This window comes from Gilliamella sp. App2-1, from assembly GCF_001690255.1.
GTDB classification, from domain to species: Bacteria; Pseudomonadota; Gammaproteobacteria; order Enterobacterales; family Orbaceae; genus Gilliamella; species Gilliamella apicola_G.
On sequence record NZ_LZGR01000051.1, the window covers coordinates 37,408 to 62,730 of the forward strand.

Annotated in this window: 24 protein-coding genes; 10 read left to right on the plus strand and 14 right to left on the minus strand. The window is 35.1% G+C overall.

Annotated features, from left to right (window positions below):
• Positions 1 to 241 precede the first annotated feature (241 nt).
• The 3 genes from trmA (at position 242) to A9G22_RS07055 (ending at position 3,793) form a co-directional block, all read left to right on the plus strand.
• On the plus strand, positions 242 to 1,339 hold the full coding sequence (gene trmA / locus A9G22_RS07045; RefSeq protein ID WP_065586216.1) for a tRNA (uridine(54)-C5)-methyltransferase TrmA: 1,098 nt from the start codon (positions 242 to 244) through the stop codon (positions 1,337 to 1,339).
• Positions 1,340 to 1,701: 362 nt separating this feature from the next.
• Positions 1,702 to 2,388 carry a heavy metal response regulator transcription factor gene (locus tag A9G22_RS07050; protein ID WP_065586217.1) on the plus strand — a complete coding sequence of 229 codons (687 nt, stop codon included), beginning with the start codon at positions 1,702 to 1,704 and terminating at the stop codon, positions 2,386 to 2,388.
• A complete protein-coding gene (locus tag A9G22_RS07055) occupies positions 2,366 to 3,793 on the plus strand; it encodes a heavy metal sensor histidine kinase (RefSeq protein WP_065586218.1) in 1,428 nt (475 codons plus the stop codon). The genes A9G22_RS07050 and A9G22_RS07055 overlap by 23 nt, the downstream gene beginning before the upstream one ends.
• Here A9G22_RS07055 and A9G22_RS07060 read toward each other — a convergent pair.
• From A9G22_RS07060 to A9G22_RS07085, 6 genes are all read right to left on the minus strand, one after another.
• Positions 3,771 to 3,971, minus strand: a complete 201-nt coding sequence (locus A9G22_RS07060) for a YaeP family protein (RefSeq protein ID WP_065586289.1) — start codon at positions 3,969 to 3,971, stop codon at positions 3,771 to 3,773. The genes A9G22_RS07055 and A9G22_RS07060 overlap by 23 nt on opposite strands.
• Positions 3,972 to 3,995: 24 nt before the next feature.
• On the minus strand, positions 3,996 to 4,958 hold the full coding sequence (gene rfaC, locus A9G22_RS07065; RefSeq protein ID WP_065586219.1) for a lipopolysaccharide heptosyltransferase RfaC: 963 nt from the start codon (positions 4,956 to 4,958) through the stop codon (positions 3,996 to 3,998).
• The gene (gene rfaF / locus A9G22_RS07070) at positions 4,958 to 6,007 is read right to left on the minus strand and encodes an ADP-heptose--LPS heptosyltransferase RfaF (RefSeq protein WP_065586220.1); all 1,050 of its coding nucleotides are present in this window, start codon (positions 6,005 to 6,007) and stop codon (positions 4,958 to 4,960) included. Before rfaF ends, rfaC begins: the two co-directional genes overlap by 1 nt.
• Positions 6,008 to 6,022: 15 nt before the next feature.
• Positions 6,023 to 6,949, minus strand: coding sequence for an ADP-glyceromanno-heptose 6-epimerase (rfaD, locus tag A9G22_RS07075; RefSeq protein WP_065586221.1), 927 nt, complete (start codon positions 6,947 to 6,949; stop codon positions 6,023 to 6,025).
• A gap of 102 nt (positions 6,950 to 7,051) precedes the next feature.
• Positions 7,052 to 7,825, minus strand: coding sequence for a methyltransferase domain-containing protein (locus A9G22_RS07080; RefSeq protein ID WP_065586290.1), 774 nt, complete (start codon positions 7,823 to 7,825; stop codon positions 7,052 to 7,054).
• Between the two features lie 9 nt (positions 7,826 to 7,834).
• A complete protein-coding gene (locus A9G22_RS07085) occupies positions 7,835 to 8,566 on the minus strand; it encodes a 1-acylglycerol-3-phosphate O-acyltransferase (RefSeq protein ID WP_065586222.1) in 732 nt (243 codons plus the stop codon).
• 88 nt (positions 8,567 to 8,654) lie between these two features.
• Here A9G22_RS07085 and mnmD point away from each other — a divergent pair, with 88 nt between their 5' ends.
• On the plus strand, positions 8,655 to 9,365 hold the full coding sequence (gene mnmD / locus A9G22_RS07090; protein WP_065586223.1) for a tRNA (5-methylaminomethyl-2-thiouridine)(34)-methyltransferase MnmD: 711 nt from the start codon (positions 8,655 to 8,657) through the stop codon (positions 9,363 to 9,365).
• Between the two features lie 51 nt (positions 9,366 to 9,416).
• On the opposite strand, the gene tamB is transcribed toward mnmD, so the two are convergent.
• The 5 genes from tamB to dapB all read right to left on the minus strand — a co-directional run bounded on the left by tamB (position 9,417) and on the right by dapB (position 16,949).
• Positions 9,417 to 13,217, minus strand: a complete 3,801-nt coding sequence (gene tamB, locus A9G22_RS07095; RefSeq protein ID WP_075508584.1) for an autotransporter assembly complex protein TamB — start codon at positions 13,215 to 13,217, stop codon at positions 9,417 to 9,419.
• Between the two features lies 1 nt (position 13,218).
• Positions 13,219 to 14,940, minus strand: a complete 1,722-nt coding sequence (tamA, locus tag A9G22_RS07100) for an autotransporter assembly complex protein TamA (RefSeq protein ID WP_442899743.1) — start codon at positions 14,938 to 14,940, stop codon at positions 13,219 to 13,221.
• An 11-nt stretch (positions 14,941 to 14,951) separates the two neighbouring features.
• Positions 14,952 to 15,491, minus strand: coding sequence for a hypoxanthine phosphoribosyltransferase (gene hpt, locus A9G22_RS07105; protein ID WP_065586226.1), 540 nt, complete (start codon positions 15,489 to 15,491; stop codon positions 14,952 to 14,954).
• 131 nt (positions 15,492 to 15,622) lie between these two features.
• Positions 15,623 to 16,120: a tRNA adenosine(34) deaminase TadA gene (gene tadA / locus A9G22_RS07110; RefSeq protein ID WP_075508585.1), complete on the minus strand. Its 498-nt coding sequence runs from the start codon at positions 16,118 to 16,120 to the stop codon at positions 15,623 to 15,625.
• Between the two features lie 7 nt (positions 16,121 to 16,127).
• Positions 16,128 to 16,949 (minus strand): 4-hydroxy-tetrahydrodipicolinate reductase, encoded by an 822-nt coding sequence (dapB, locus tag A9G22_RS07115; RefSeq protein WP_075508586.1) that lies wholly within the window; start codon positions 16,947 to 16,949, stop codon positions 16,128 to 16,130.
• A 130-nt stretch (positions 16,950 to 17,079) separates the two neighbouring features.
• On the opposite strand from dapB, the gene A9G22_RS07120 reads away from it, so the two are divergent.
• A complete protein-coding gene (locus A9G22_RS07120) occupies positions 17,080 to 18,276 on the plus strand; it encodes an MFS transporter (RefSeq protein WP_075508587.1) in 1,197 nt (398 codons plus the stop codon).
• Between the two features lie 40 nt (positions 18,277 to 18,316).
• Here A9G22_RS07120 and A9G22_RS07125 read toward each other — a convergent pair whose 3' ends face one another.
• On the minus strand, positions 18,317 to 18,928 hold the full coding sequence (locus A9G22_RS07125; protein WP_065586230.1) for an FKBP-type peptidyl-prolyl cis-trans isomerase: 612 nt from the start codon (positions 18,926 to 18,928) through the stop codon (positions 18,317 to 18,319).
• Positions 18,929 to 19,136: 208 nt separating this feature from the next.
• Between A9G22_RS07125 and bamE the strand changes: the two genes are divergently transcribed.
• Positions 19,137 to 19,553: an outer membrane protein assembly factor BamE gene (bamE, locus tag A9G22_RS07130; protein ID WP_065586231.1), complete on the plus strand. Its 417-nt coding sequence runs from the start codon at positions 19,137 to 19,139 to the stop codon at positions 19,551 to 19,553.
• A gap of 90 nt (positions 19,554 to 19,643) precedes the next feature.
• Here bamE and A9G22_RS07135 read toward each other — a convergent pair whose 3' ends face one another.
• On the minus strand, positions 19,644 to 20,018 hold the full coding sequence (locus A9G22_RS07135) for a DUF5362 family protein (protein ID WP_065586232.1): 375 nt from the start codon (positions 20,016 to 20,018) through the stop codon (positions 19,644 to 19,646).
• 702 nt (positions 20,019 to 20,720) lie between these two features.
• Between A9G22_RS07135 and A9G22_RS07140 the strand changes: the two genes are divergently transcribed.
• The gene (locus A9G22_RS07140; RefSeq protein ID WP_075508588.1) at positions 20,721 to 20,930 is read left to right on the plus strand and encodes a hypothetical protein; all 210 of its coding nucleotides are present in this window, start codon (positions 20,721 to 20,723) and stop codon (positions 20,928 to 20,930) included.
• Between the two features lie 148 nt (positions 20,931 to 21,078).
• On the plus strand, positions 21,079 to 21,393 hold the full coding sequence (locus tag A9G22_RS07145; RefSeq protein ID WP_065586234.1) for a hypothetical protein: 315 nt from the start codon (positions 21,079 to 21,081) through the stop codon (positions 21,391 to 21,393).
• Positions 21,394 to 21,530: 137 nt separating this feature from the next.
• Here the strand turns inward: A9G22_RS07145 and A9G22_RS11845 are convergent, their stop codons facing one another.
• Positions 21,531 to 21,782, minus strand: coding sequence for an integrase core domain-containing protein (locus A9G22_RS11845; RefSeq protein ID WP_075508589.1), 252 nt, complete (start codon positions 21,780 to 21,782; stop codon positions 21,531 to 21,533).
• Between the two features lie 178 nt (positions 21,783 to 21,960).
• Between A9G22_RS11845 and dusA the strand changes: the two genes are divergently transcribed.
• Positions 21,961 to 22,923, plus strand: coding sequence for a tRNA dihydrouridine(20/20a) synthase DusA (dusA, locus tag A9G22_RS07155; protein WP_075508590.1), 963 nt, complete (start codon positions 21,961 to 21,963; stop codon positions 22,921 to 22,923).
• Between the two features lie 105 nt (positions 22,924 to 23,028).
• A complete protein-coding gene (gene rep / locus A9G22_RS07160; RefSeq protein ID WP_075508591.1) occupies positions 23,029 to 25,044 on the plus strand; it encodes a DNA helicase Rep in 2,016 nt (671 codons plus the stop codon).
• The last annotated feature ends 279 nt before the right edge of the window (positions 25,045 to 25,323 follow it).

The window sequence follows — 25,323 nt, forward strand, 5'->3', positions numbered from 1 at the left end:
AATGTAAAGTTTAGTTTTCATACCTAAAGATTAGGCGCTTTATCTAAGCAAAACTTATCATCATTGGCTATTTGTGATAAGATTAGAACCCTAATAATGGCATTTATAATGACTATTTAGTTATACTGCTAAGGTTAACTTAGTTTAAATAGTTTGTGTTTAACTATTTTGTGACTTAATGCAGATTGACTCAAAATTCCATATTAAATAATACTTCAATAATACCTATTAGATAATGACTATGACTGAATGCTTCTCGAATGATAACTATAAACAACAGTTAGCAAAAAAAGTAGATAATTTAAAAACATTGTTATCAGACTTTTTACTTCCCGAATTAGCAGTATATTCATCGCCCATTAACCATTACCGTATGCGTGCCGAGTTTAGAGTTTGGCATGATGGCGAAGACCTTTATCATATTATGTATGATCAAAAGACAAAAAAACGGGTAAGGATTGATGAATTTCCTATCGCCACTAAACTCATTAATCAAGCTATGCAGTCGATTTTGCCTTTGTTACAACATAATCAGTTACTTCGTCATTTGTTGTTTCAAATCGATTATTTTTCGACTTTAAGTGGTCAGTTATTAATTACGCTTTTGTATCATAAAAAATTAAATGATGAATGGATCACCGAAGCAAAAAATTTAAAAACACAATTAGCTGAGCAGGGAATAGATGCGAATATTGTTGGGCGAGCAAGTAATCAAAAGATAGCAATTGATGTAGATTATGTTGATGAAGTTTTGCCAGTAATGGATAAAACGTTTATTTATCGCCAAGTCGAGAATAGTTTTACCCAACCCAATGCAGTGGTAAATATTAAAATGCTACAGTGGGCTGTCTCGGTCACTAAAAATGCGTCCGGTGATTTACTCGAGTTTTATTGTGGTAATGGTAACTTTTCGATTGCACTGGCACAAAACTTTCGCAAAGTATTGGCAACCGAAATAGCTAAAGCATCGGTTTATTCTGCTCAGCATAATATTGTTGTGAATCAAGTTGATAATCTTAATATTGTACGGTTATCGGCCGAAGAGTTTACTAGTGCAATTAAAAAAGAGCGTGAGTTTAATCGTTTAAAAGGAATTAATTTAGATGATTATCAGTGTGATACGGTACTTGTTGATCCACCACGCGCGGGAGTGGATTTAAATACTATTAATATATTGAAAACCTATAAAACTATTATTTATATTTCGTGTAATCCTTATACTTTGCGTGACAATTTGAAGTTATTGACTAAAACACATTCAATTCAACATATTGCAATGTTTGATCAGTTTCCTTATACCGATCATATCGAAACGGGTATTGTGTTGTGTAAAAAATAAAATGATGTGATATTCAATATAGGATATTTTTGCTAGAATATCCTTAAATCTATATCTAACTAATTATTGTTTCAAGCATATATACAAATCTATAGCTTTATAACAAAAAAAAACCCTAGATAAACTAGGGCTGCATTAAATTGCAAGGAATGGATGAAAGGAAATAAAACAATGAAACAATAATGTCTAGCCTCATGAATCATTGTGTGGCTACTATAACAAAGAATAACCAACTTATTAATGACATACTCATTACAAAATAGTCATTAAACTATCATGATTGGTTTGGTGTCTATCACTTATTCTATAGCTGTATTATGCAATTTCGACAACCAGAAAAATAACAAAGGAAGTATTCAAATATGAAATTGTTAGTAGTTGAAGATGAGCAAAAAACAGGTGAGTATCTTCGCCAAGGTTTAGTGGAATCTGGATTTGTTGTTGATCTAACAAATAATGGTCTTGATGGTTATCATAGAGCCATGACAGAAGATTATGATCTAATTATTCTAGATGTCATGTTACCAGATATTGTTGGATGGAAAATTGTTCAGTCACTGCGTGAAGCAGGTAAAGAGACCCAAATTATGCTACTGACCGCTATGGGTAGTGTAGAAGATAAAGTAAAAGGTCTTAACTTAGGTGCTGATGATTATTTAGTAAAACCTTTTTCGTTTGCTGAATTATTGGCGCGAGTTAAATCTATGCTTCGACGTAATGTACCCCAAGTCAATAATTCTCAATTGAGTATTGCTGATCTAGTCATGGATCTTCCAAAACGAATGGTAACACGTGGGGATAAGCGTATTGATTTAACCAATAAAGAGTTTTTATTATTAGAGTATTTTTTACGTTATCCTGGTGAAGTCTTACCTCGTTCGTTAATTGCTTCTCAAGTTTGGGATATGAATTTTGATAGCGATACTAATGTGATTGATGTTGCGATTAGACGATTACGTAATAAAATCGATGCTGATTTTGAACCAAAATTGATTCATACAGTCCGAGGAATGGGGTATAAGTTAGATGTCTTGGATGAAGCCGAATAAGTTAATCACGTTCCGTTTGCCTCTTGTTGTTTGTTTGTTAACGTGTGGTTTACTCTATTGTTTCAGTTTTTTTATTGAGCGCTCTTTTGAAAAACTTTCAATTCAACGAAATGTATCCGAGCTTAATTCGGTAATTGATTCTATTGAACGTGAACTTGTTTATTATTCTCCAGATGAAAATCGTGACGAATTTATTCAAAATTTGTTATTAATTTTAACTGGGCATCATCGTCTATTTGTTTATGTCATTGATGAAAGTGGTAAAATTGTCTATCGAACACGTGGACCAAATTTAGCCGTTGCTAAAACTCAGATTGGTTTTGATACTATTATTGAAAATCACAACACTGATATTTGGAATCAAGATAAAGTATCATATCGAGTTGCTGCTTCACGCGTTATTATTGAAAATGGTAAACAATATACCACTATAGTTGCTGTTAGCCGTGATTTACATATTGAATTTATTCGGCGATTACACGATGGTTTAGGTTTACTTATTGGTATTGCTTGTATTTTGGCATTAATTGGTTCTTTTATTAGTATCTATTTTACTCAAAAACCAATCAATCGATTGATTAAAAAGATCGAAAAAATTAATCTTAAAAGCTTGAATTACCGCATTCCTACCTCTTTAGTACCAATGAAATACGTCAGTTTAGTGAAAGCATTTAATGATATGCTTAATCGAATAGAAGATGTATTTCAACGTCAACGTAATTTTACTGCGGATATCGCTCATGAGATGCGAACACCCATTACCAATCTAACAACGCAAACACAAATTGTGTTGAGTAATGCTAGATCGACGAATGAATATCGCGAGATTTTATATTCTAATTTAGAAGAATACGAAAAAATGTCGCAGATGATTTCTGACATGCTATTTTTAGCTCAAGCTGATAATCGTCAATTGGTGCCCAATTTAATTGATATTGATTTACATAATATGATGACAATGATGTGTGAGTATTTTGAACCACTTACTGATGAGAAAAATATTATCTTTAATCTTGAAGGAAATTGTTCTCATATTCAAGGTGATAAGTTGATGTTAGGGCGAGCAATTAGTAATATTTTATCCAATGCAATTCGTTATACATCAGAAAATCAAATTATTACGATAGCTTTAAGTCAAGTTAGCGAAAAACGCGTTAGGATTGTTATCTCTAATCCGGGCAAAAAAATTGACAATAAACATTTGCCGCATCTTTTTGAGCGGTTTTATCGAGTTGATGAATCACGCCATCGTAATGGTAATGATAATTCGGGTACAGGCATAGGGCTGGCGATCGTTAAATCCATTGTTGAAACGCATAAAGGTTCGATTTATGCTGAATCCGATGAACGATCTACGCGATTTATCATTAATTTACCAACGGCTATTTTACATCAAAGTCGCTGATCAATAAATTAGCTGCGGCATAAGCAGCTTTATCTTTCAGATCTTGTGGTACTTGATTGTTACGAACAACTTCATCTAATACTTGCATAACGGCGCCTAAAGCATCTTCAATATAACCGAGGTCATTACTGCCAATTTGCGCATACTTTTCACAAACAAGTGCACTATATTTATTCATTAGATTCATTTCTTTTGATTCCACTTATAAAAATTTAACTAACTGTTGATAAACCTGTTCGGCTTGAATGGTTTGCATATTTTTTTCGTTTGATATAATGCTGAATTGATTTTTTCCATAGCCGCCTATCAAATTTGGATCGGTTTTGCCAAATAAAGTAATGTTAGGACGATCTAATGCGGCTGTTAGGTGACTTAATCCTGTATCAACCGAAACAACCGCTTTTGCTCCAGCAATAATCGTTGCTATGTTAGAAAGTGGAAGTTTGGGAAGTACTTCGACATGTTGAAAGCCTTGAGCTAAGCGAATTGCTCTTGCTTGTTCATGTGGCGCCCCCCATGGTAGCTTTATTTTTAATCCTGTCGGTTCAACTAATTTAATTAATTTTCGCCAAGCATCTTCATTCCAATGCTTTTCATCGCGTGTTGTTGCGTGTAAAAAAATCAGATACTGCTGATTATCGCTAGGTAGTGAAGATAAAAAGTGGCGTGCAATAGCATAATCACCCATTGAATTAGGTAGCTTGTACTGTAGGCTTTGCGCAAACAGCAATCTAATGCGCTCAATAGCATGCATCTGCTTGGGTACATTGTGTTTTATATCATAAAACCAACTGGCAATAGGTTCTTTGATACTTTTTCGATCCAAACCATGCTTAATGCCTTGGGTTTTACGAGTAATAAGAAATGCACTTTTAATGAGTCCTTGCGCATCAATAATTACATCATATTGTTGTTGCCTTAAGGTATGAATAAAATCATGCCGCTCTTGGCGAATTGCTTTGGCAAACCAATTTTTTCGCCAGCGTCTTATTGCAACGGGGATCACTTTATTGACTGCAAAGTGCCAGCTGGGTATTTGGGCAAAATTTTCTTCTACTACCCAATCAAAGGTGATATCAGGTAAGTTGTTGGTAGCATCCGTTAATGCCGGTAGAGTATGAAGCACATCCCCCATGGATGACGTTTTAACCACTAATACTCGCATTATTCATTACTCTTTTGGCAACGGATAATAAGTTTCATCAAGGTTTCAAATACAGTATCGGGTTTAATATCGATTAGACTTTGATGATAACCTTGTTCGGCATCGCCTTTACGGACGCGATGGTATCCGGTAATTAGGCGGATAACTTCGGCTTTATCAGACAGTGGTGGGGTAAAATCAGGGCTACTTGGTCCATAAAGTGCAACTAGTGGTCTGTCTAATGCGGCAGCAATATGCATTAATCCTGAGTCATTAGTCACAATGGCTTTACAAGCTGCAATGAGACTAACTGCTTGCTCTAATTGGGTTTGCCCCGCTAAATTGATGCATTTATCACGATGAATCATTTTGGTAATAATTTGCTCACCTACTTCGCGATCATTTTGGGAACCAAAAATAATAATTTTAGCATGCTGTTTAACTAACATATCGGCAAGTGCTGCGTAATGATAATCAGGCCAACGTTTTGCTGGACCAAATTCAGCGCCTGGGCAAAAGCCAATTAAAGGTTCATCTTGTGTAATAGCAAAGGTTGAAAGGGCGTGGATTATCTCATCTTGTTCGACATTAAGTTTAGGCCGCAATAGTGGTTGTGGTAAATCAGAAGCCGCATGAATTTGATCTTTAGGATAAGCTAGAGCAATATAGCGTTCAACCATTAACGGAAACGCTTGCTTATCGAGTTTACGCAGATCGTTTAATAAACCGTAACGAATTTCGCCTTTCCAGCCTGTACGCTTAGGAATTTTTGCAAAAAAAGGGATCAATGCTGATTTGAATGAATTAGGTAATACAATTGCCTGATCATAATGGTTATTACCCAGTGATTTTCCTATTTCGCGACGTTTTGTTAAAGCAAACTCACCATGGCCTAATGGCATTGCAATTGCTTGATTCACTTCTGGCATTTTATTTAATAGAGTTCGACACCAAGCAGGCGCTAAGACGTCAATTTGGTTGTTTGAATCAAGTTGTTTTAATGTACGATATAAGCTCTGTGACATCATCATATCACCAACCCATGAAGGACCAATAATGAGTGTTTTCATTCAATTAATTCCTTTCTATTGTTCGTTGAGCCATTTCATATATTCAGCAGTTCCTTCAGCAACAGTTTTAAATTCGATTGAACATTTTGTTTGTCTAAATTTAGTTAGATCAGCTTGGGTATAGCTTTGGTAGCGTCCTTTTAGATGATCAGGGAAAGGGATATAATCAATCTCATCTTTTTTATGGTAATTAAGTACTGCATCAGCGACCGCTTGGAATGATTCTGCTCGACCTGTTCCACAGTTAAAAATTCCTGAAATTTTGTTTTTCCAGAACCATAAATTGACCGCAACGACATCACCAACATAAATAAAGTCACGTTTAAAATTCTCACTGCCAGCAAAAAGTTTTGGTTTTTCACCTTTGTTAATTTGTTCATTTAAATGAAATGCAACACTAGCCATACTGCCTTTGTGTGATTCGCGTGGTCCATAGACATTAAAATAACGAAATCCGCAAATGGGTGAATTAGCTTGGGGTAATTGCTGTCTTACATATTGATCAAATAAGAATTTAGAATATCCATAAACATTTAATGGTTTTTCGTAAGCGCGTTCTTCAATAAAGTTATCACTGCGTCCACCATAAGTCGCGGCAGATGATGCATATAAAAATGGAATGTTGAAGTCTAAACAGTAATGTAGCAAGTCTTTGGAATAGTTATAGTTGTTTTCCATCATAAATTTGCCATCCCATTCCGTAGTGGATGAGCAAGCGCCTTGATGAAATACAGCTTCAATATCCCTATCTTCCCCTGCGATGGCGATTGAAATAAACTCGTCTTTATCCATATAATCGGCAATATCTAAATCAGCTAAATTAGCAAATTTAGTGCCGTCAGTTAAATCATCAACAACTAAAATGTCTTTATGTCCTAGATCATTCAAACCTTTAACAATATTACTGCCAATAAATCCAGCGCCGCCTGTTACAACAATCATGCTTATTTTCCTTAACCAATAAAATTAATCTACTTATAATACAGATTTATGACAAAATTTTCGAGTAATCATTTAAAAAAGCATAAGCGAGTGCGGGTTTATTTACGAGTTTATTTTATTTTTTGCGGTAACTAATATATATCTTGCTAAATTAAGATAAGGTTCAGTTTGGCAGTATTTTTGTTCAAGTTCTAATAACTGTTCAAAGTGGGTTTCTGCTTTGGATTTGTTGGTTAGATAATCGTGGAAAATACGAATTCCAGTTTTTTGTAATATATTAAAATCTAGTTGTGTAAGCCAGTGATATACGTCATTAGGCACTCTTGGAAAATCCGGCGACAGTGTCTTTTTCTTACGTTTAGCTAAGCCCGACTGTATGTAACCAAAATTGCCTAATGTGACAGTTTTAAATAAAAGTGCATGATAGTTATAAAACATTAACGATAAATAACCATCAGATTTAAGGTGTTTTTTTAATGAATTTATTAATTCAATTGGTTCAGCTACCCATTCTAATACCGCATGGCAAATGACTAAATCAAACTGTTTATTAATTAAGTTATCAAGTTGTTGAATAGGGCAGCAAAGACAATTTATACATACCTTTTCTGCTTGAGCCTTTTGTTTTGCCTGTTCTAGCATTTGTTCAGAGATATCACAAAGCGTTACTTTATGACCGAGGTTGGCCAGTCGCAGGGCAATCTGACCTTGCCCACCGCCGGCATCAAGTATGGTTAGTGGTTTATCAGATGGGTAGGTTGCTAAGATCTTTTCTAGTGTTTGCCATACTATTGCTTCACGAATTTTACCTTTGGTTGTACCATAAATGTTTTGTGCAAACTTGTTGCTAATATCATCAAAATTACGGTCTTGTATAGTCATAAGTTATTTTTGATTGTTCAGTTGTTTTGCTTCATCGTTTATTTGCGCTATTTTAGTAGCCATTTGGTTATAACATTGTTCCATTAAGGCTCCAGCATCTTCTTTGCTTAGAACTTTGGTTTCAATAGGCTCTAACATTTCAACAATGATATGTCCATTGTTTAGGCGATTTAATTTAATATCATTGGTTTGCGATACACAAATTGGCACAATGGGGACACCAGCTGCAATTGCAGCTTTAAATGCGCCCGTTTTAAATGGTAACAATCCACGACCTCTACTACGAGTCCCTTCTGGAAACATCCAAATGGATATGCCTCGTTTTTTGATTTCATCAACTATTTGCCCAATCGTGTCGTGAGCTTTTGATTTATTATTGCGATCGATAAGAATGTTGCCTGTAAGGTAGTAAAGTTGCCCAAAAAATGGAATCCAAGCGAGACTTTTCTTCCCAACTGTTACTGTTTTTGGCTGTACCACATCAGCGGCTACGACGATGTCATAGTTATCTTGATGATTAGCAATATAAACACAGCTGCCTATTTTATTAATACCAGGAACTAAGCGAGTATCAACTTTTACACCTAATAGAGGTTTAAAGAAATAACTAAATAAATGAGCAAATCTTGCTACATTTTTAGGATTCCTTGGGTTGAATAAGCAAAAGATGATGCCTAATAAACAAACGACAACACCAATTATCACAACACTAATTAAGCGAAAAAGAAATACCATAATTTACCTCATAATTTAACTTGGTGTATTATATACATAATCTACGCTAATATACAGTGTGTTAAATGCTTCTGTTTAAAGGATAAGCATGCATAAATTGACTATTACTTGGGACGAAAATCAAACTCCAATGTCTACCTATTTTGATGATGTGTATTTTAATACTAAAGGGGCAATTGACGAAACCACTTACGTATTTATTGATGGTAATGATTTATATCAGCGTTTTTTACGGCATAAACAAGATACATTTATCGTTGGCGAAACAGGTTTTGGGTCCGGACTCAGCTTTTTGCTTTTATGGCAAACATTTTTACATTTTAGAAGTCAACATCCAAATCATATACTTAAGTATCTTGCATTTTTTAGTGTCGAAAAATACCCGTTATCATCAGATGAATTAATAAAAGTTCACAATAATGTGATTTCGGATGATAGTTTATTACTATTAGCTAAGCAGCTTCAGACTCATTTAATTGATTCTACCTGTCAGTTTGACAACGTTAGTTTGACGATATGTTATGATGATATTAGCAATTTTTCGAAATTTTTAGCTAAGCGAAATGTATTGATTGATGCTTGGTTTTTTGATGGTTTTTCGCCAGCTAAGAACCCTGATATGTGGGCAGAATCATTATTCAAAGATTGTTACGCATTAACGGCATTAAATGGCACTTTCGCTACTTTTACTGCGGCTGGATTTGTGCGACGAAATTTGCTTAATGCTGGATTCAAAGTGCGTAAACGCAAAGGTTTTGGGGTGAAGCGTGAAATGTTAATTGGTTATAGAGATGAATAACCTTGCCAAGGAAATTGGCAAGGCAAAACGCTTTTTCAAGTTTTAGCACAGTTAAAAATCAAATTGATAAATGATATCCAATGTTTGTGCTAAGCTTGATGTGGCATCTAAATAAAGGCTGGGCATTAGCCGGTAACGCAAAGTAAACGTGGCCAGTGAATCAAATATACCAACACCATATTTGAGTTGTAAGTTAGGTAATATGTAACCACTAACTACAACTTTAGAGTTATTACCTGCGCCTTGCGTATCAAGTGTTAGATTTTTGATACCAAATACATTACCGATATCACCAATATATTTACCTGTTTTTGCTGTACCAATACCAACCAGCAGTGCTGTCATCATATCACTATCACTTTGTTCTGTGCTATCAAGACTGTGCCCACGAATTAAGTAGGACAGCGCTTCTTGCTGTGACATGGTTGGGTCTGAAAAAACTTCAATTTTAGGTGACTCTGAGGATCCTGTAACACGAATTCCCGCTGTGACATTGCTATTTTCCATTGATTCAGGATTGCGGATTGCTTCGATGTCCAGTATTGCTTGATCTGTCGCTCCTGAAAATGTAATGATGCCTTTGTGAATAATCAAATCTTGTCCATAGGCATGAAATCGACCTGTTGGAATCAAAACTTCACCATGCAGATCAAGCCCTTTGTTAGTTTGTGCCGCTATTAAGTTACCTTTAAGCGAGGCTTTTAATCCAAAAGCATCGACAGTCACATTATCACCAATATTGATTTCAAGATGACTATTGATTTTAATACCAAATTCTTGAGGTTTAATTTCTTTTCGATTTATATCGAGCATTACTTCATCTGATGAAACATCAACACTTGATGCCGGAAGCGATTCAACTGTTATTTTTCCTTTTGGAATGCTAACTTTACCTAATAAAGTTAATTCATCTTGTGTTGCATTGATTTTAATATCTGGAACAATGGACATAATAATCATTGGCGGTACTGAAACTTCCATGGCAGCTCCATTAACTATTAACGAAGCTTGCCATTTATCTAAGGTATTCCAGCTAGCATTACCATTAATATTAACATTGCCGGCTTGAGTGGTTAAAATACCTTTTAATGAAGATGATTTACCATTGAAATTGATATCAAATTTAGCTGATTTAACATCAATCGGTAATTGGCTTGATTTTATTTCGCTATTTTGTAAATTAATGCTACCAGTCAGCAATGGGGCATTTAATGATCCAGAAAATCTAACCTGACCATTAATGGCTCCTTTAGCATAATCTTTGCTGTTTAATAACGGATTAATAATTGCTAACGCTAAATGATCGATATTCAATTGACCACCTAATTTTTTTTGTTCGATTGGATCAGTAATAACAAAATTACCGCTGATTTTTCCGAGTTTATTCAGACCAAAATTCCAATCTAATTTAGCTTGCTGTTCATTAAATTCTGCATCAATCTTGAAAAGATCGAAAGGCAGTGGTAACGACTGCGAGGTCACCATTTGTTGAATATAAACATCATGACTGGTTATATTCGCTTTTATTGATGGTATTTTACTGTCATTTTTAAATTGGATGATGACTTTACCATTTACATTACCCGCAAGTTTGGTTTCACTATCGTTAGGTATCGGTAGTTTAGATAGATTAATTTCTTTTAAAGTAATACTCGTATCGCTGTTTTTAGTTAGCAAAAATTGTTTATCAAGGCAAATAGTTGACTTACCATTTATCCAGCAATGGGCATTAATGGCTGGGATTTGATTATTCACATCATAAGCTAAGTCTACAGATTTAGCGAGTAGCCAATTGTTGTTATTGCCTAAATTGAGTAGGGCGTGAGGGATGGTCCCGTGCCATTTTGTGCGTGCTTTATCAAGCTGTCCTGTTAACGAAGTTTTTAATGATACTGGTTCACCATCAATATTAACGGTTAAAGTATGCTGGCTTTCACTACCATACAGATCAATAGTTGCTTTTTTGATGGTTTGGCTTGGAAGTTCTATTGATTGACCAGTTAACATGATGTTGCCACTAACTTGATTTTTATATTCAACTTTGCCAACAAGATTAGCTTTAGCAACTTTTATCGTGTCAAAAGATAGTGAATTAATGGTTAAATTGGTATCTATGATTGCGTTATTAGGCGTGCTATTGAGTTTTATATTTCCCGCAATTGATCCCTGCATATCATCAACCAATAAAGATAATGATTCTAGATTTAACTTCGCAATTAAGTTGCCTTTTTCAGTTGATCCATTTGAATCGATCTGATTTTTACCCCATTGAATCGTAAAATTATTCGCTGTGGCTTTATTTTCAGAATTAATAAACACGCTACCAGATGCCAATAAATCAGCATGATTAATATTACCTTTTAGTTGTAGATCGGATAAATTAAATGCCCATTTATCGTTCTCTAGTATACCTTTCGTTTTCAATTGACCGTTTAATCGAATTGGGTTCGTTGGCAGTTCTTTAGTAAGATCAACATTATTGAGTTTTATATTGGTATCCCATTGTAATGCTTGTGACCAACTTATATTTCCCGCTATATTAACCTCACCTTGAGGTAATTTAACGATGCCGTGATCAATGCTTGCATCTTGATTGGTTCCTTTTCCTGCAATATCAAACATAGTATTGCCTAGTTGTTCCCCTTGTATATCTCCTTTGGCTGATATTTGATATTGCTTTACATTACCATTTATTGATGCAGCAAAATCATTTAATTCATATTGCGCTTGCCCTTCAATTGGCCATTGGATATGTTTACCTTCGAGTTGGATCATGATAGGCAGGTATTTTTCAACAAAATTGATGTGTCCACTTAGTTTCATCTGATTTGAACCATCAAGAGTTGTATTGACCAACAACTCACCCAGCAATTTGCCTGAAAACTGTGCATCAAATTGGTTTTGCTCAGTATTCGCTTTTACTAGCGCTAATACCGGCCAGTCATCGCGTAATGTGATTTCGCCCGAAACCGAAGCATGTCCGCTTGCGTAAGGGGTGGTAGCATCCGTGTCTAATTGTTTTATAATGATACGGCTATTAACAATATTGGTTTGAATGGCTACATTATTGAAACGATAATCTTGGCCTCCTATATGTAATAACCAGTTATTACCCTTAAAACAGGTTACATTAATATCTAATGGAATATTAATTTGAGGCAATGAGTCAAACAGTGGTTGATTAAAAATTTGGCTAATTTTTTCATTAATCGCGATATCTTCTGCTGTTGTTTTAACAGGTACATTGGTTATTTTATTATCGGCAAAGATAGCGCTTAAATCTGTTGCCACAGCAGGATAAACATAAATCTGATTGTTAACCCAAGTGGCTTTACCTATAAAGTCTGACATGCCAAATTGCATATCATCAATAGTGATTTTGACATCGGTTAGGTGGGTATTTTTAAGATCTATAGGTAACGGTGTTTTGAGCACAAAATGTTTTTCGGAAGTAGGTTCGTCAGGCAAACTTTCGTTTTGTTTAGCATTAATTGAAACTTTTATACCATTGGCATTAAATCGATTGATACAGACTTCAGTTTTTAATAAACAAAGTCCAGAAAGTGAAAAAGATGCATCATTGACTTGAACATTAACACTTGGTAATTCAAGCGAGAGTCCTTGGATATGCAGGTCATGAAATGAACCTTCAACTTGCGTTATCTTTAACTCAGGTAAAAATTTATTTAAAACATACGTGGTTAACTTTAAACCAACACTAGTGTATATAAATATAATAATAAAAAAAATTAGAAAAACAATAATAGATAAAATGGCAATACTTCGCTTTTTCCATTTATGTATCGGTTTTGATTTTTTTTCTTTTTTAATTTTAACTGTATTTCTAGTCATTTTATAATTCGCTTCCTAAACCAATATATAGGTGAACAGAACCACTGTTTTTGCTCAATGGTGTTGCTAAATCGATTTTTATTGGCCCAATTGGAGAGGCCCAACGAATGCCAAAACCTGCTCCTGTATAAAATTTGGTTTTATCAACTTTGTCTATCGCTTCACCTGTATCTACAAATGTAGCTCCCCACCATGATCCGGCTAAATTATATTGATATTCAAATGAACCAGTGATGAGTTTAGATGCACCTTTTAACTTGCCTTTTTTATCCTTAGGCGAGATAGACTGATAACTGTAACCCCGGATACTGCGTTCACCACCAGCAAAAAATCTAAATGATGGTGGAACACGATCAAAATTGCTTGCTTGTATAATGCCAAAATTACCACGGGCTATAAATCGATGTGACTTTAGTAACGATCGAATCCAGGTTTGTTGTGCTTGAAAGCGTACTAGATTAATATCGGAACCTAATGACTCTCCAGCAGCTTCAACAGAATAACGTTGTGAATCGCCCCACATTGCTAATAAATCACCATCAGAACGGATTCTTGATAAGCTCAGCGAAGGATAATACAAAAATGTTTTAAAACTTGCATCACCTTGAGTAAAATCATCACTTAATACATTAAAACCTAGTGACGTTTGCCATCCATAAAAATTATCCCAGTTGCGTAAAGCTCCAAACGTATAAGAACGAGAATAGGTATCATTATTATTAATTTTTTTATACCCACCCTGAATGGTGTAATATTGCTCAAGAGGTGATTTTTTTAATGGAATTTTGTAACTCATGGTCACTAATTGTTCTGGTGAAGATAGTGATAAGTTACTTTGAAAACTTTGTCCTCGGCTATTGATCCAAGGTTTATTCCAACCAATTTTACCATGCACGCCGTTATCAGTTGAAAAGCCTAACCCTAAATCCATGTTATTTTTTTTGCGAGGTGAGGTTTCTACATCAATGGGAAGAACTTTATCTTCTGTTACATGAGGAAAATCTGGGACAACCACAACCGAATTAAACCAGTTTGTTGAGGTAAGGCGTCTATTTAATAATGACAACTGTTCTGCAGTATATTCCTCTCCCACTTTAAATGGCACAATATTAGCTAAATAATCATCACGGATTTTGGCATTATGAAAAGTCACTTTCCCAAATCGATAACGCTGACCTGTTGTATAATCAATATTCCAAAAGGCCTGATGCTCGGACATCAAAATAGCTAACTGATGTTTTGGCATATTGGCATCAAAGTAACCTTTTTTTAATGATAAATTTTGTAGACTTTTCTTAAATGATTCATAAATACCATGATTTAACACATCACCAATGTTGGGCAATTCGTGGTTTAGTAAATATTCAAAATCGGGGTCTTGTTGACCGTCATCGATAATATTGACATTAAGTTGCTCAACTAATACGGGCTTGCCTGGTGATATTCTGACAACAAGTACTTTAGGATCTTGTGCATTGTATTCAAAGGTTGGCGAGTAATAACCTAATGCGCGTAGTGCTTTTTTTGCTTCGCTTTCAAAATAACGTTTAAAATTCGGGTTATCACTAACTTTGTCTGGTGTAATTAATGAAGTTCGTGCCTCAACATTTTCAGCAAGCTCTCCCTTTAATCCCTTGATGGATAATTTCATGTCAGCATAACTTGATGTTGCTGTCATCACCAAAAGTAAACCTAATGAACAGGAAAATCGTGACACATACACCTCGTATAATATTAAGATTCAAGTAAAGTGACATGACCAATATAAGGTAAGTGACGGTAGTGTTGAGCATAGTCAATACCATAACCCACAACAAACTCGTCAGGAATGGAAAATCCGATATATTTAACAGGAACGTTTACTTCACGCCGTGAAGGTTTATCTAAAAGTGTACAAATTTCAATACTGCGTGGATGACGCAATTTTAAAATAGCCATGACTTTGCTGAGAGTATTGCCCGTATCTATAATATCTTCGATAATCAATACATCTTTATCACGGATATCTTCGTCTAAGTCTTTTAATATTTTAACATCACGGTTACTAATAACAGCATTACCATAGCTTGATGCTGTCATAAAATCAACCTCGTGGCCGACGTTAATTGCCCTACTTAAATCGGCCATAAAAATGAAAGAACCACGTAAAAGTCCTACTAAGATCAGTTCATTTTGGCTATGTTGATAATCTTTGCTGATTTGTGTACCTAATTCGATTATTCGTTTTTGGATATCCTCAGCGGATATCATCATTTCTAATGTGTGTTTTTTCATTAATAATGCTCAAATTTACTTTTAAAAAATTAAATTAGATTCTAGCAATATTCCTTGCTAAAAAGAATAAGTGAATCCATATTTTATTATGCTAAGAAGGGAGCGGATTATAGCATTTTTTACTCAAACGCCTAGTTACCTAAAACTTTTTGACAACTATTTTTAGTCATTTTTTTTTGTAAACGCCGTTTTTTAAAAAAATCACTTAAAATAGCACTACACTCGTTAGCTAGCACGCCACCTTTAACTTCTGCATAATGGTTGATGCCTTGCTGAGCAAGAATATTGATAAAAGAACCTGCTGCGCCTGTTTTGTAATCACTTGCACCATATACTACACGTTTAATACGGCTATGAATAATGGCACCAGCACACATAATACAAGGTTCAAGAGTGACATATAAGGTTGTATTAATTATGCGATAGTTATTCAAAAATTTACCCGCTTGTTCAATAGCTATTATTTCAGCGTGAGCAGTGGGATTATGCTTACTAATGGGTTGATTAAAACCTTCACCAATAATTTGATTATTTTCATCAACAATCACCGCGCCGACTGGAATTTCTCCAATCAATTCGGCACGATTAGCGAGCATTAATGCACGGCGCATCCAAATTTCATCTGACATTTTCAAATTACAAATTATTGAGATTTAAAACATCACGCATGTCGTATAAACCAATGGGTTGTTTGGCAAGCCAGAGTGAGGCCCGTACAGCTCCATTAGCGAATGTCATGCGACTAGATGCTTTATGGCTAATTTCAACGCGTTCGCCAATATCGGCAAAGATAGCAGTATGTTCTCCTACTATGTCACCGGCCCGGATAGTTGCAAAGCCGATAGCGCCTTGTGGCCTTTCACCTGTATGACCTTCGCGACAGTAAACAGCACGATCTTTTAAGTTACAATCAAGAGCCTCTGCAATTGCTTCGCCCATGGCTAATGCTGTGCCAGACGGTGCATCAACCTTGTGACGGTGATGCGCTTCAATAATTTCGATATCAGTATAATCGCCCATAATTTTGGTGGCTTTTTCCAATAATTTTAGCACTAAGTTAACACCGACACTGAAGTTTGCGGCAAAGACAATGGCAATGTTTTTGGCTGCATCAGCAATAGCTTGTTTACCAGCATCATCAAAACCTGTTGTGCCAATGATTATCATTTTTTTATTTTCAACACAAAAAGCTAAGTGTGCAAGGGTGCCTTCAGGTCTCGTAAAATCAATTAATACGTCAAATTGGTCTTTAGCTCGTTCTAGATTATCGGTGACTGTAATGCCACAAATACCGATCCCTGCAAGTTCACCAGCATCACTACCAATTAATGATGAACCATTTCGTTCAAATGCTGCACCTAAGGTAACCCCTTCGATTTGCGAAACAGCTTGGATAAGTTGCCGTCCCATTTTGCCACCAGCGCCAGCAATTGCGATACGAATCATGTTTGTTGACATATAACTTTCCTTAACTTTTTGTGAATGTAGATAAATATTATAGCGGAAAATAAATAACTTATACACATCAGCTAAACTTAAATGTTACAATTTTTGAACCGTTTTCTATAAAAAATAATCAGGAGTTATTATGAGATCTCCGTGGTATTTTGGTTGGAATATCGTTATTGCAGCTTCTTTTCTTACTTTACTTTCTAGTGGGTTGAGAATGAGTATGGGGGTCTTTTTTCTTCCCATTGCAAATGATCTCGGTTTTAGCCGTAGCGTCCTTTCTGGCATTATTGCTATAGGTATGCTTTTTTCAGGTATCGCAATGCCAATAGCCGGATATTTAGTGGGTAAATATAGCACTCGTTTTGTCCTAATATTAGGCGCGATCATTATTATTATTTCGACAGTTTGGTCAGCTAACTCAACTGATTCTTGGAGCTTTTTACTATCTTTCGGTATTGCATTATCTTTTGGTACTTCTTTTGTGGGGTCAGTTAGCTTTACGCCCATTATAGCGCGTTGGTTTATTAAACGCAGAGGATTGGCCTTATTTATTTTATCAACAGGAAGTATGGCAGGTATTGCAGTGATGTTACCTGTTTTTGCATTCTTCATTCCTATTTATGGATGGCAAACAACGCTAATTTCGTTTGCTGTAATTTTTATGATTATCGCCTTGCCTATTGCTTTGTTTATTATGGAAGATAATCAATCTGAGATCGAAAATTCTAGTATAGAGCCTGTTATCAATCAAAAAATAGAGTTTAGTATCAAACTTATAGATGTGTTAAAAACACGTCCATTTTGGCAACTGAGTTTTGGGCTTTTTACGTGTGGCTTCAGTATGAATTTATTAGGAACACATGGTGTCCCAATGCTTATCGATCATGGTTTTGATCCTATCACCAGTTCTAATGGTATTGGTTTGATTGGTTTAGTCGCTATTTTTAGTACCTTAGTTTTGGGTTATCTATCTGATATAGTACAACGAAAAAACATTTTGATGATGGTCTATTTAATACGAGGCTTAGGTTTTATTACTCTTGTTTTAGCATCAACTAAATGGCAGCTTTTTACTATTGCAGCAGCAGGTGGTTTGGTTTGGGCTGGCGCTTTGTCAATGTCTGGCGCTATTACAGCAGATATTTATGGTGTAAAAATTGTGGGATTACTTTCTGGATTAACCTATTTGGGGCATCAAATTGGTGCGATGATGGGTTCATGGTTAGGTGGATGGGCTTACGATCACTTACACACTCATTTAGTTGCGTTTGGTACGGCGAGTATTTTATTATTACTGGCGGCATTTAGCGCCTATCTTCTTCCCAAACGATAATACTTAAAACAAATGGACGCCAAATAGCGTCCATTCTTGCTTATAAAACTTTTAATAATTCAACATCAAAAATTAATGCGCTGTATGGTGGAATTGATGCGCCAGCTCCCTGAGCACCATAGGCTAACTCTTGAGGAATATATAAACGCCATTTTGAACCTTCAGGCATCAGTTGTAGCGCTTCAACCCAGCCTTGAATTACACCATTGACAGGGAACTCAGCCGGTTGTCCACGCTCTACTGAGCTATCAAATACAGTACCATCAATCAATTGCCCCGTATAATGGACTTGAACACGATCTGTTGCTTTAGGTAAAGCACCATCACCTTGTTGGATGATTTCATACTGTAGACCAGATTCAGTCGATTTAATGCCATCTTTATCAAGGTTTTTGGCAAGAAAATCTTTACCTGCTTGAGCAATTTTTTCTGCTTGTTTGGCTTTTTCTTTTGTTGCTTGTTCGTGTACATGACGTAGTGCATCATGTAGTTCTTGCAAAGGTAGTGCAGGCGGATTACCGGCTAAAACATCTTCCATTGCTTGTTTTAATGCGTTGAGTTCTAAATTATTTAAGCCTGATTCTTTCAATTGTTGTCCAATTTGTAATCCAATAGCATAACTTGCTTTTTGATCTATTGTCTCTAGTTTCATTTTTTACCTTTTATTGTTTAAAAATAGCGTTTATTGTGACTGTATTAAGTTGTTTGATACAAGAATAAAAGTCAAGTAATAATTCATAGAATGATTTAATGATAACTTGATTGTTGTCTAATAGTGAAAGAATATATCAATTTGGCTAGCACTTAGGGAAAATATCAGCGATAATACACCCTATTATTTTTTTAATGGATAAAGTTAGATGCCGTTTCGTAAATTTACCGCTTTTGCAATTGTAACTAGTGTTTTATTAACTGGTTGTTCAGTCGTTGATCGTTGGGTTTATAGACCTGATATCAACCAAGGTAATTATGTAACACAAGATGCTATTGATCTATTACAAGTTGGTCAAAATAAAAAACAGGTTGTATTTATTATGGGTGCGCCCATGTTAACTTCAGTTTTTGGTGGTAATGTGTGGTATTATGTTTTCCGTCAACAACCACAGCATGGAGCTGTAAGCCAAAGAATGTATGCAGTTTATTTTGATGAAAAGGGCATAGTAAAAGATATCAAAGCTTCAGCGCTAGCTGAATCTAAATCATTAGATGAAATGAATAAACAAGATATATCAGACCCAATTGATACAAAATCTGACGATGATAATACTGAATCTTAATAGGAATAAAAACCTCATAGTTAACGAGGTTTTTACTTTTCTAAATTCTTAATTAATAAATTTAAATTTTCACTAAAAAGTTGTTACGGGTTAATAACCGTATATTGCGGAAGATACTAATGCCGTAAAAAGAAATAACATTGTGATAAACATAGCTACAGATAATATGAAAGTAATTAGCATAAACATCCAATATCCATGAAGTCCATTAATTGCATTTACAAGATCATCGTTATGTTTTAATTTTGCAGTTAAAATAAAAGAACTACCTGATTGGAAAAGTTTAATACCACCAATGATCACTGGCACGCCGACAATAGCAGAAATGATTCCTAAACAAGCGATTGCTCCACTAATTATTACTAAGACACCGAAAATTTGTTGCATAACACCGATGAAACGCAGGCATTTTTGCAGTAAATCGCTTACTTGTAACGAAATGGTATTTGTTTCATTGTTATTCATTTTTATTCCCTATGTATGTATTTATTTATTACATGATCAAAAATCGGTAGCTAGAATAGCAATTTTTAATTAATTGTCGAGATTTTTTTGCTCGTAAAATCTATACTTAATTGTTTTTCCATTGCTCCAATGCTTAATAGGGCAAACATCGTTGAAATTTTAAAGTTACTGATCATGTTAGGATCTCATTGGGAACTTTCATAAAAATATTAAACTTCTTGTAATAAATCTCCATTTCAATCAATAGGGTATTTATTATCACTGAAAACGGTATAAGATAACTTGTATTTAATTTATGTGTAGAAGGAGGATATATTTGTTAACTCCTTTTTGGTAGTGCGGTAAAAAGATGCGAATTGATCTTGGAATGTTTGTGTCTGAAATCCTAAGAGAGCCCAAAAACATCAAGTTAGCTACTTAATCTGACAGACATTAATGATTCATGGATTTAATTTTAGTCAAATGTGCGTCTGCTGAGTACAATAATTTATCCAGTTGCTTTGCTCATACAACTTTCTGAAGGGTTAATAACTGTTATGAATATTCCCCATCATCTTACAGACTTGTTGAACGTTTCCCAATTATTTAGCAAGCTCTAAAAGTCCTAATTTGTGTTTGAAGATTTTTGCTGTTTGATTTATTTCTGACTATTTTTTAGTTATAAAATAAGTTAAGTGTCAGACTAAATCAAAACTAGAGCATATGATTACAGCTCAAATTATTTCAGGTATGGCTCATAGTGGTATTGAATGTATTCTTATAGAAGGTACTTGGTTAGTTAATAAAGGTAAGTGTGTTGTTGATACTAGAACGAACACTGATTTAAAGGAGCTTTTACAAGATCCTAAATCAAGTGGTAATCTAGCTATCCATTGGCTAATAAATATTGGTAACGGTAGATTATCAATATAAAAACGACAAGGTGATCGAGCTGATGATAAAATAATCACTGTTATCGATATTAGAGTAGCAGACTCGACCTAATGAGCGGCTAAATAAGCATTGATTTGTTTAATTAAATTTTATACTATGATGTTAATTTAATTAACAAGGATATGACATGAAAAAAATAATTTTTTTATTTTGTCTTACTATTGGATTTGGAGTGTATGCTGATAATGATGCTGAGATGCAAGAAATGAAGCAGCAGCAACTAGCAAGGGAATATTTAACACCCCACTTAAAAGACCCAGATAGTGCCGAATTTAGAAACCAAAAGGGGTTTTGCGGTGAGGTTAATTCAAATAATTCTTTGGGAGATAAAACGGGTTTTCAAAGATTTATTGTTAGCGATAAAGATTTATATGTTTTAGAACAGGATTCAGGTTTTTTCGGTGTTGATTTTGAAAGCCTATGGAACAAAATGTGTAATTAGTTTTATAAACTGTATTAGCTCAAATTTAATTTGACAAACACTTATTATTCATCGGAATTCATTTTAGCAAAATGTGTGTCCGATGTGTAAAATAAATTTTTTAATTATTTTTCTCTCGCGAGCTCTTTTACGCTTAGCTAAGTTTGTTTCGGTGTTTTGTCATAAGAATACTTAACTGAATGTACTCTTTCCTTATTATAAAATTCAAGCCATTGCTCAATATCGTATTGAGTTTCAGACAATTCATTATACATCTTGCGCTTGAACATAATGTTATAATATTTGATTTTCATCGTTTTATGGAATCGCTCATACATCTCGTTTGGTTGCGGAGTATAGGCCTTGGTTTTGGTATGCTCAAACTTTTCGATACCTAGTTTGTACCTCATGTTTTGCTAGCTGTTGCGTCTGCACGGACACGTTTCTCTATGATATAATGGGTCATCTTTTGCCTTAAATTATTCGTCCTATCGGCGTGGAAGCCTGATAATGAAAAAATATATTAAAATAGGCAAAAATAATTTTATGAGATAAACAATAAAAACAGCTATAAACATTGGTGTATCAATGAATTCAACAAAGAATAAATTTTCCGTTGCCCCTATGCTTGATTGGACCGATAAGCATTGCCGTTATTTTCATCGAATTTTAACCAAACAAACATTGCTCTATACCGAAATGGTGACCACTGGCGCGATTTTATTTGGAAAAGGGGATTATTTAGCTTTCAATAATGAAGAGCATCCAATTAGTTTGCAACTAGGTGGTAGCGATCCTAACGCATTAGCACAATGTGCAAAATTAGCGCAAGAACGTGGTTATGACGAAATAAATTTAAATGTGGGTTGTCCATCCGATCGCGTACAAAATGGTATGTTTGGCGCTTGCCTAATGGGCAATGCCGATTTGGTTGCTAACTGTATTGCACAGATGCAAGAACAGGTGGATATTCCGGTGACGATAAAAACACGAATTGGTATTGATGATTGTGATAACTATGATTTTTTGTGTCAATTTATCGAAAAGGTAATGCCTTATACCAAAACATTTATTGTTCATGCACGTAAAGCGTGGTTATCAGGATTAAGCCCAAAGGAAAATCGGGAAATTCCTCCGCTTGACTATGATCGTGTTTATAAACTCAAACAAGATTATCCCGATTTAACGATAGCCATTAATGGTGGTATTAAAACGATTGATGAAATAAAATACCACTTGCAGTATGTTGATGGTGTAATGATAGGACGAGAAGCATATCAACACCCATTATTACTTACTAAAATTGATACGCAAATTTTTGGCACAAATACTTCCGTCATCGACCCTCTATCTGCTATTCGTGCACTTTACCCTTATATCGAACAGCAGCTAATGCAAGGCGCACAACTTAACCATATTATGCGCCATACTTTAGGGTTATTTAATGGACGTAAAGGGGCAAGGCAATGGCGACGTTATCTTAGTGAGAATGCCCATAAAAAAGCAGCTGGGGTCGAAGTAGTAGAACAGGCTTTAACATTCATCCAATAATATTCCATAAAAAAAGCAATTATATTCGCTTTATAATGGCGCTAATTGCACATAACTAGTATATCGTTATATACTAGCCCACAATTTTCTTAATGGTTTTATTCTGTGCGTTTAAATTCAAGTCAACAAAAAGCGGTTGAATATGTTTCAGGACCTTGCCTTGTTTTAGCTGGGGCTGGTTCTGGAAAAACTCGGGTTATCATCAACAAAATTGCTTATTTAATTCGCGTTAAAGAATATTTGCCACGTCATATTGTTGCTGTTACTTTTACCAATAAAGCCGCGCGCGAAATGAAAGAACGCATTGCCCAATCGCTTAGTAAACAAGAGGCAAGGGGGCTTAAAATCTCAACATTCCATACATTGGGATTGGATATTGTTCGCCGAGAGTATAGACATCTAGGCATTAAATCCAACTTTTCATTGTTTGATGATCATGATCAAACCGCCTTACTCAAAGAATTAACTTATCAATGGTTAGAGGGTGATAAGGATCTGATTAATCAATTACGCTCAACAATCTCAAATTGGAAGAATGATATCGTTGATTCAACTATTGCGATGGCAAGTGCGCAAACCAACAAGGAAAAATTATTTGCTCACTGTTATCAATTGTATGAGAAACAATTAAAAGCTTGCAGCATTTTAGATTTTGATGATCTTATTTTATTACCCACACTCTTATTAAAAAATAATGAAGAAGTTCGCGAAAAATGGCAAAACAGAGTTCGTTACTTGCTAGTTGATGAATATCAAGATACTAATACCAGTCAGTACGAATTTATCAAATTACTGGTTGGCAACCGAGCCAAATTTACTGTCGTTGGTGATGATGATCAGTCAATCTATTCTTGGCGTGGTGCACGACCACAAAATTTAGTATTACTCAAACAAGATTTTCCAACATTAGAAGTCATCAAACTAGAACAAAATTACCGATCATCGGGCCGAATTTTAAAAGTGGCGAATATTTTAATCGAAAATAATCCACACATCTTTGAAAAAAAATTGTTTTCAGAATTAGGTTATGGCGAAACATTAAAAGTCATTTCTGCTGATAGTGAAGAGCACGAAGCCGAAAAAGTCATTAATGATCTTATTGGTCATCGCTTTGCGCATAACGGTCAATATGGTCAATATGCTATTTTATATCGTGGTAATCATCAGGCTCGGCTAATTGAAAAAATATTAATGCAATATCGCATACCCTATCGAATCTCCGGCGGAACATCGTTTTTTGCGCGAATTGAAATTAAAGATTTAATGGCGTATTTGCGGTTATTAACTAATCCTGATGATGACAATGCGTTTATTCGCATTATCAATACCCCCAAACGAGAAATTGGCCCAGCAACCATCCAAAAACTAGGGGAGTGGGCAAATCACCGTGGTGTTAGCCTATATCAAGCAAGTCATGATATGGGGCTAACTCAACTACTATCAGGCAAGCGCATGGAATCATTACAAGTATTTATCCATTGGTTTGATACGCTTATTCAAAAATCGCACCATGAACCGATGGACGTGATTTATGAACTGCTGCATGGTATCAATTATGAAAGCTGGATTTATGAAACATCGTCATCCCCAGCTGCGGGGCAAATGCGCATGCGCAATGTCGAACAATTGATCAGTTGGTTAAATGGGATGTTGCAAGGTTATGATATTGATGAAGCCATGACACTTGAACAAGCTGTTGCCAGATTTACCTTACGAGACATGCTAGAACGTAACGAAGCCGAAGAAGAGCTTGATCAAGTTCAACTTATGACGCTACATGCCTCAAAAGGGCTAGAGTTCCCTTACGTCTATTTAGTTGGCATGTCCGAAGGACTATTACCACATCAAAACAGTATTGATGAAGACAATATCGAAGAGGAGCGCCGCCTAGCCTATGTAGGCATCACTCGAGCCCAACAAGAGCTCACATTTTCATTTAGCCGACAACGTAAACAATTTGGCGAAACACTGCAAGTTGAACCGAGTCGATTCTTATTAGAACTGCCACAAGACGACTTAGTCTGGCAAGATCAACGTAACGAACTATCTCCCGAAAAAAAAATGCAACAAGGACAAAGCAGAATAGCCATGCTAAAAGCACAAATCGACAAAGCTAAATAAATGAATATTAAAAAGAATAGAGAATAAAGAAATATGAAATTTATAATTAGTATCCGTTAATTTTTAAGCTAATCCATCGTCTGAAAACTTAAAATTATTAATAAATAATATGTTAAATATCTTTTTAAAGATGAAATTCAGATGGTAATGTTAATTAAATTGATTGTAAGTTGATTATATTCATGACCAAAATGAATATAATAAAAAACTAAATTGATGATATTTTGTTAATCCAATGCGATAAACCATTAAAAATCATTGACGAATTGAAATAGCTTT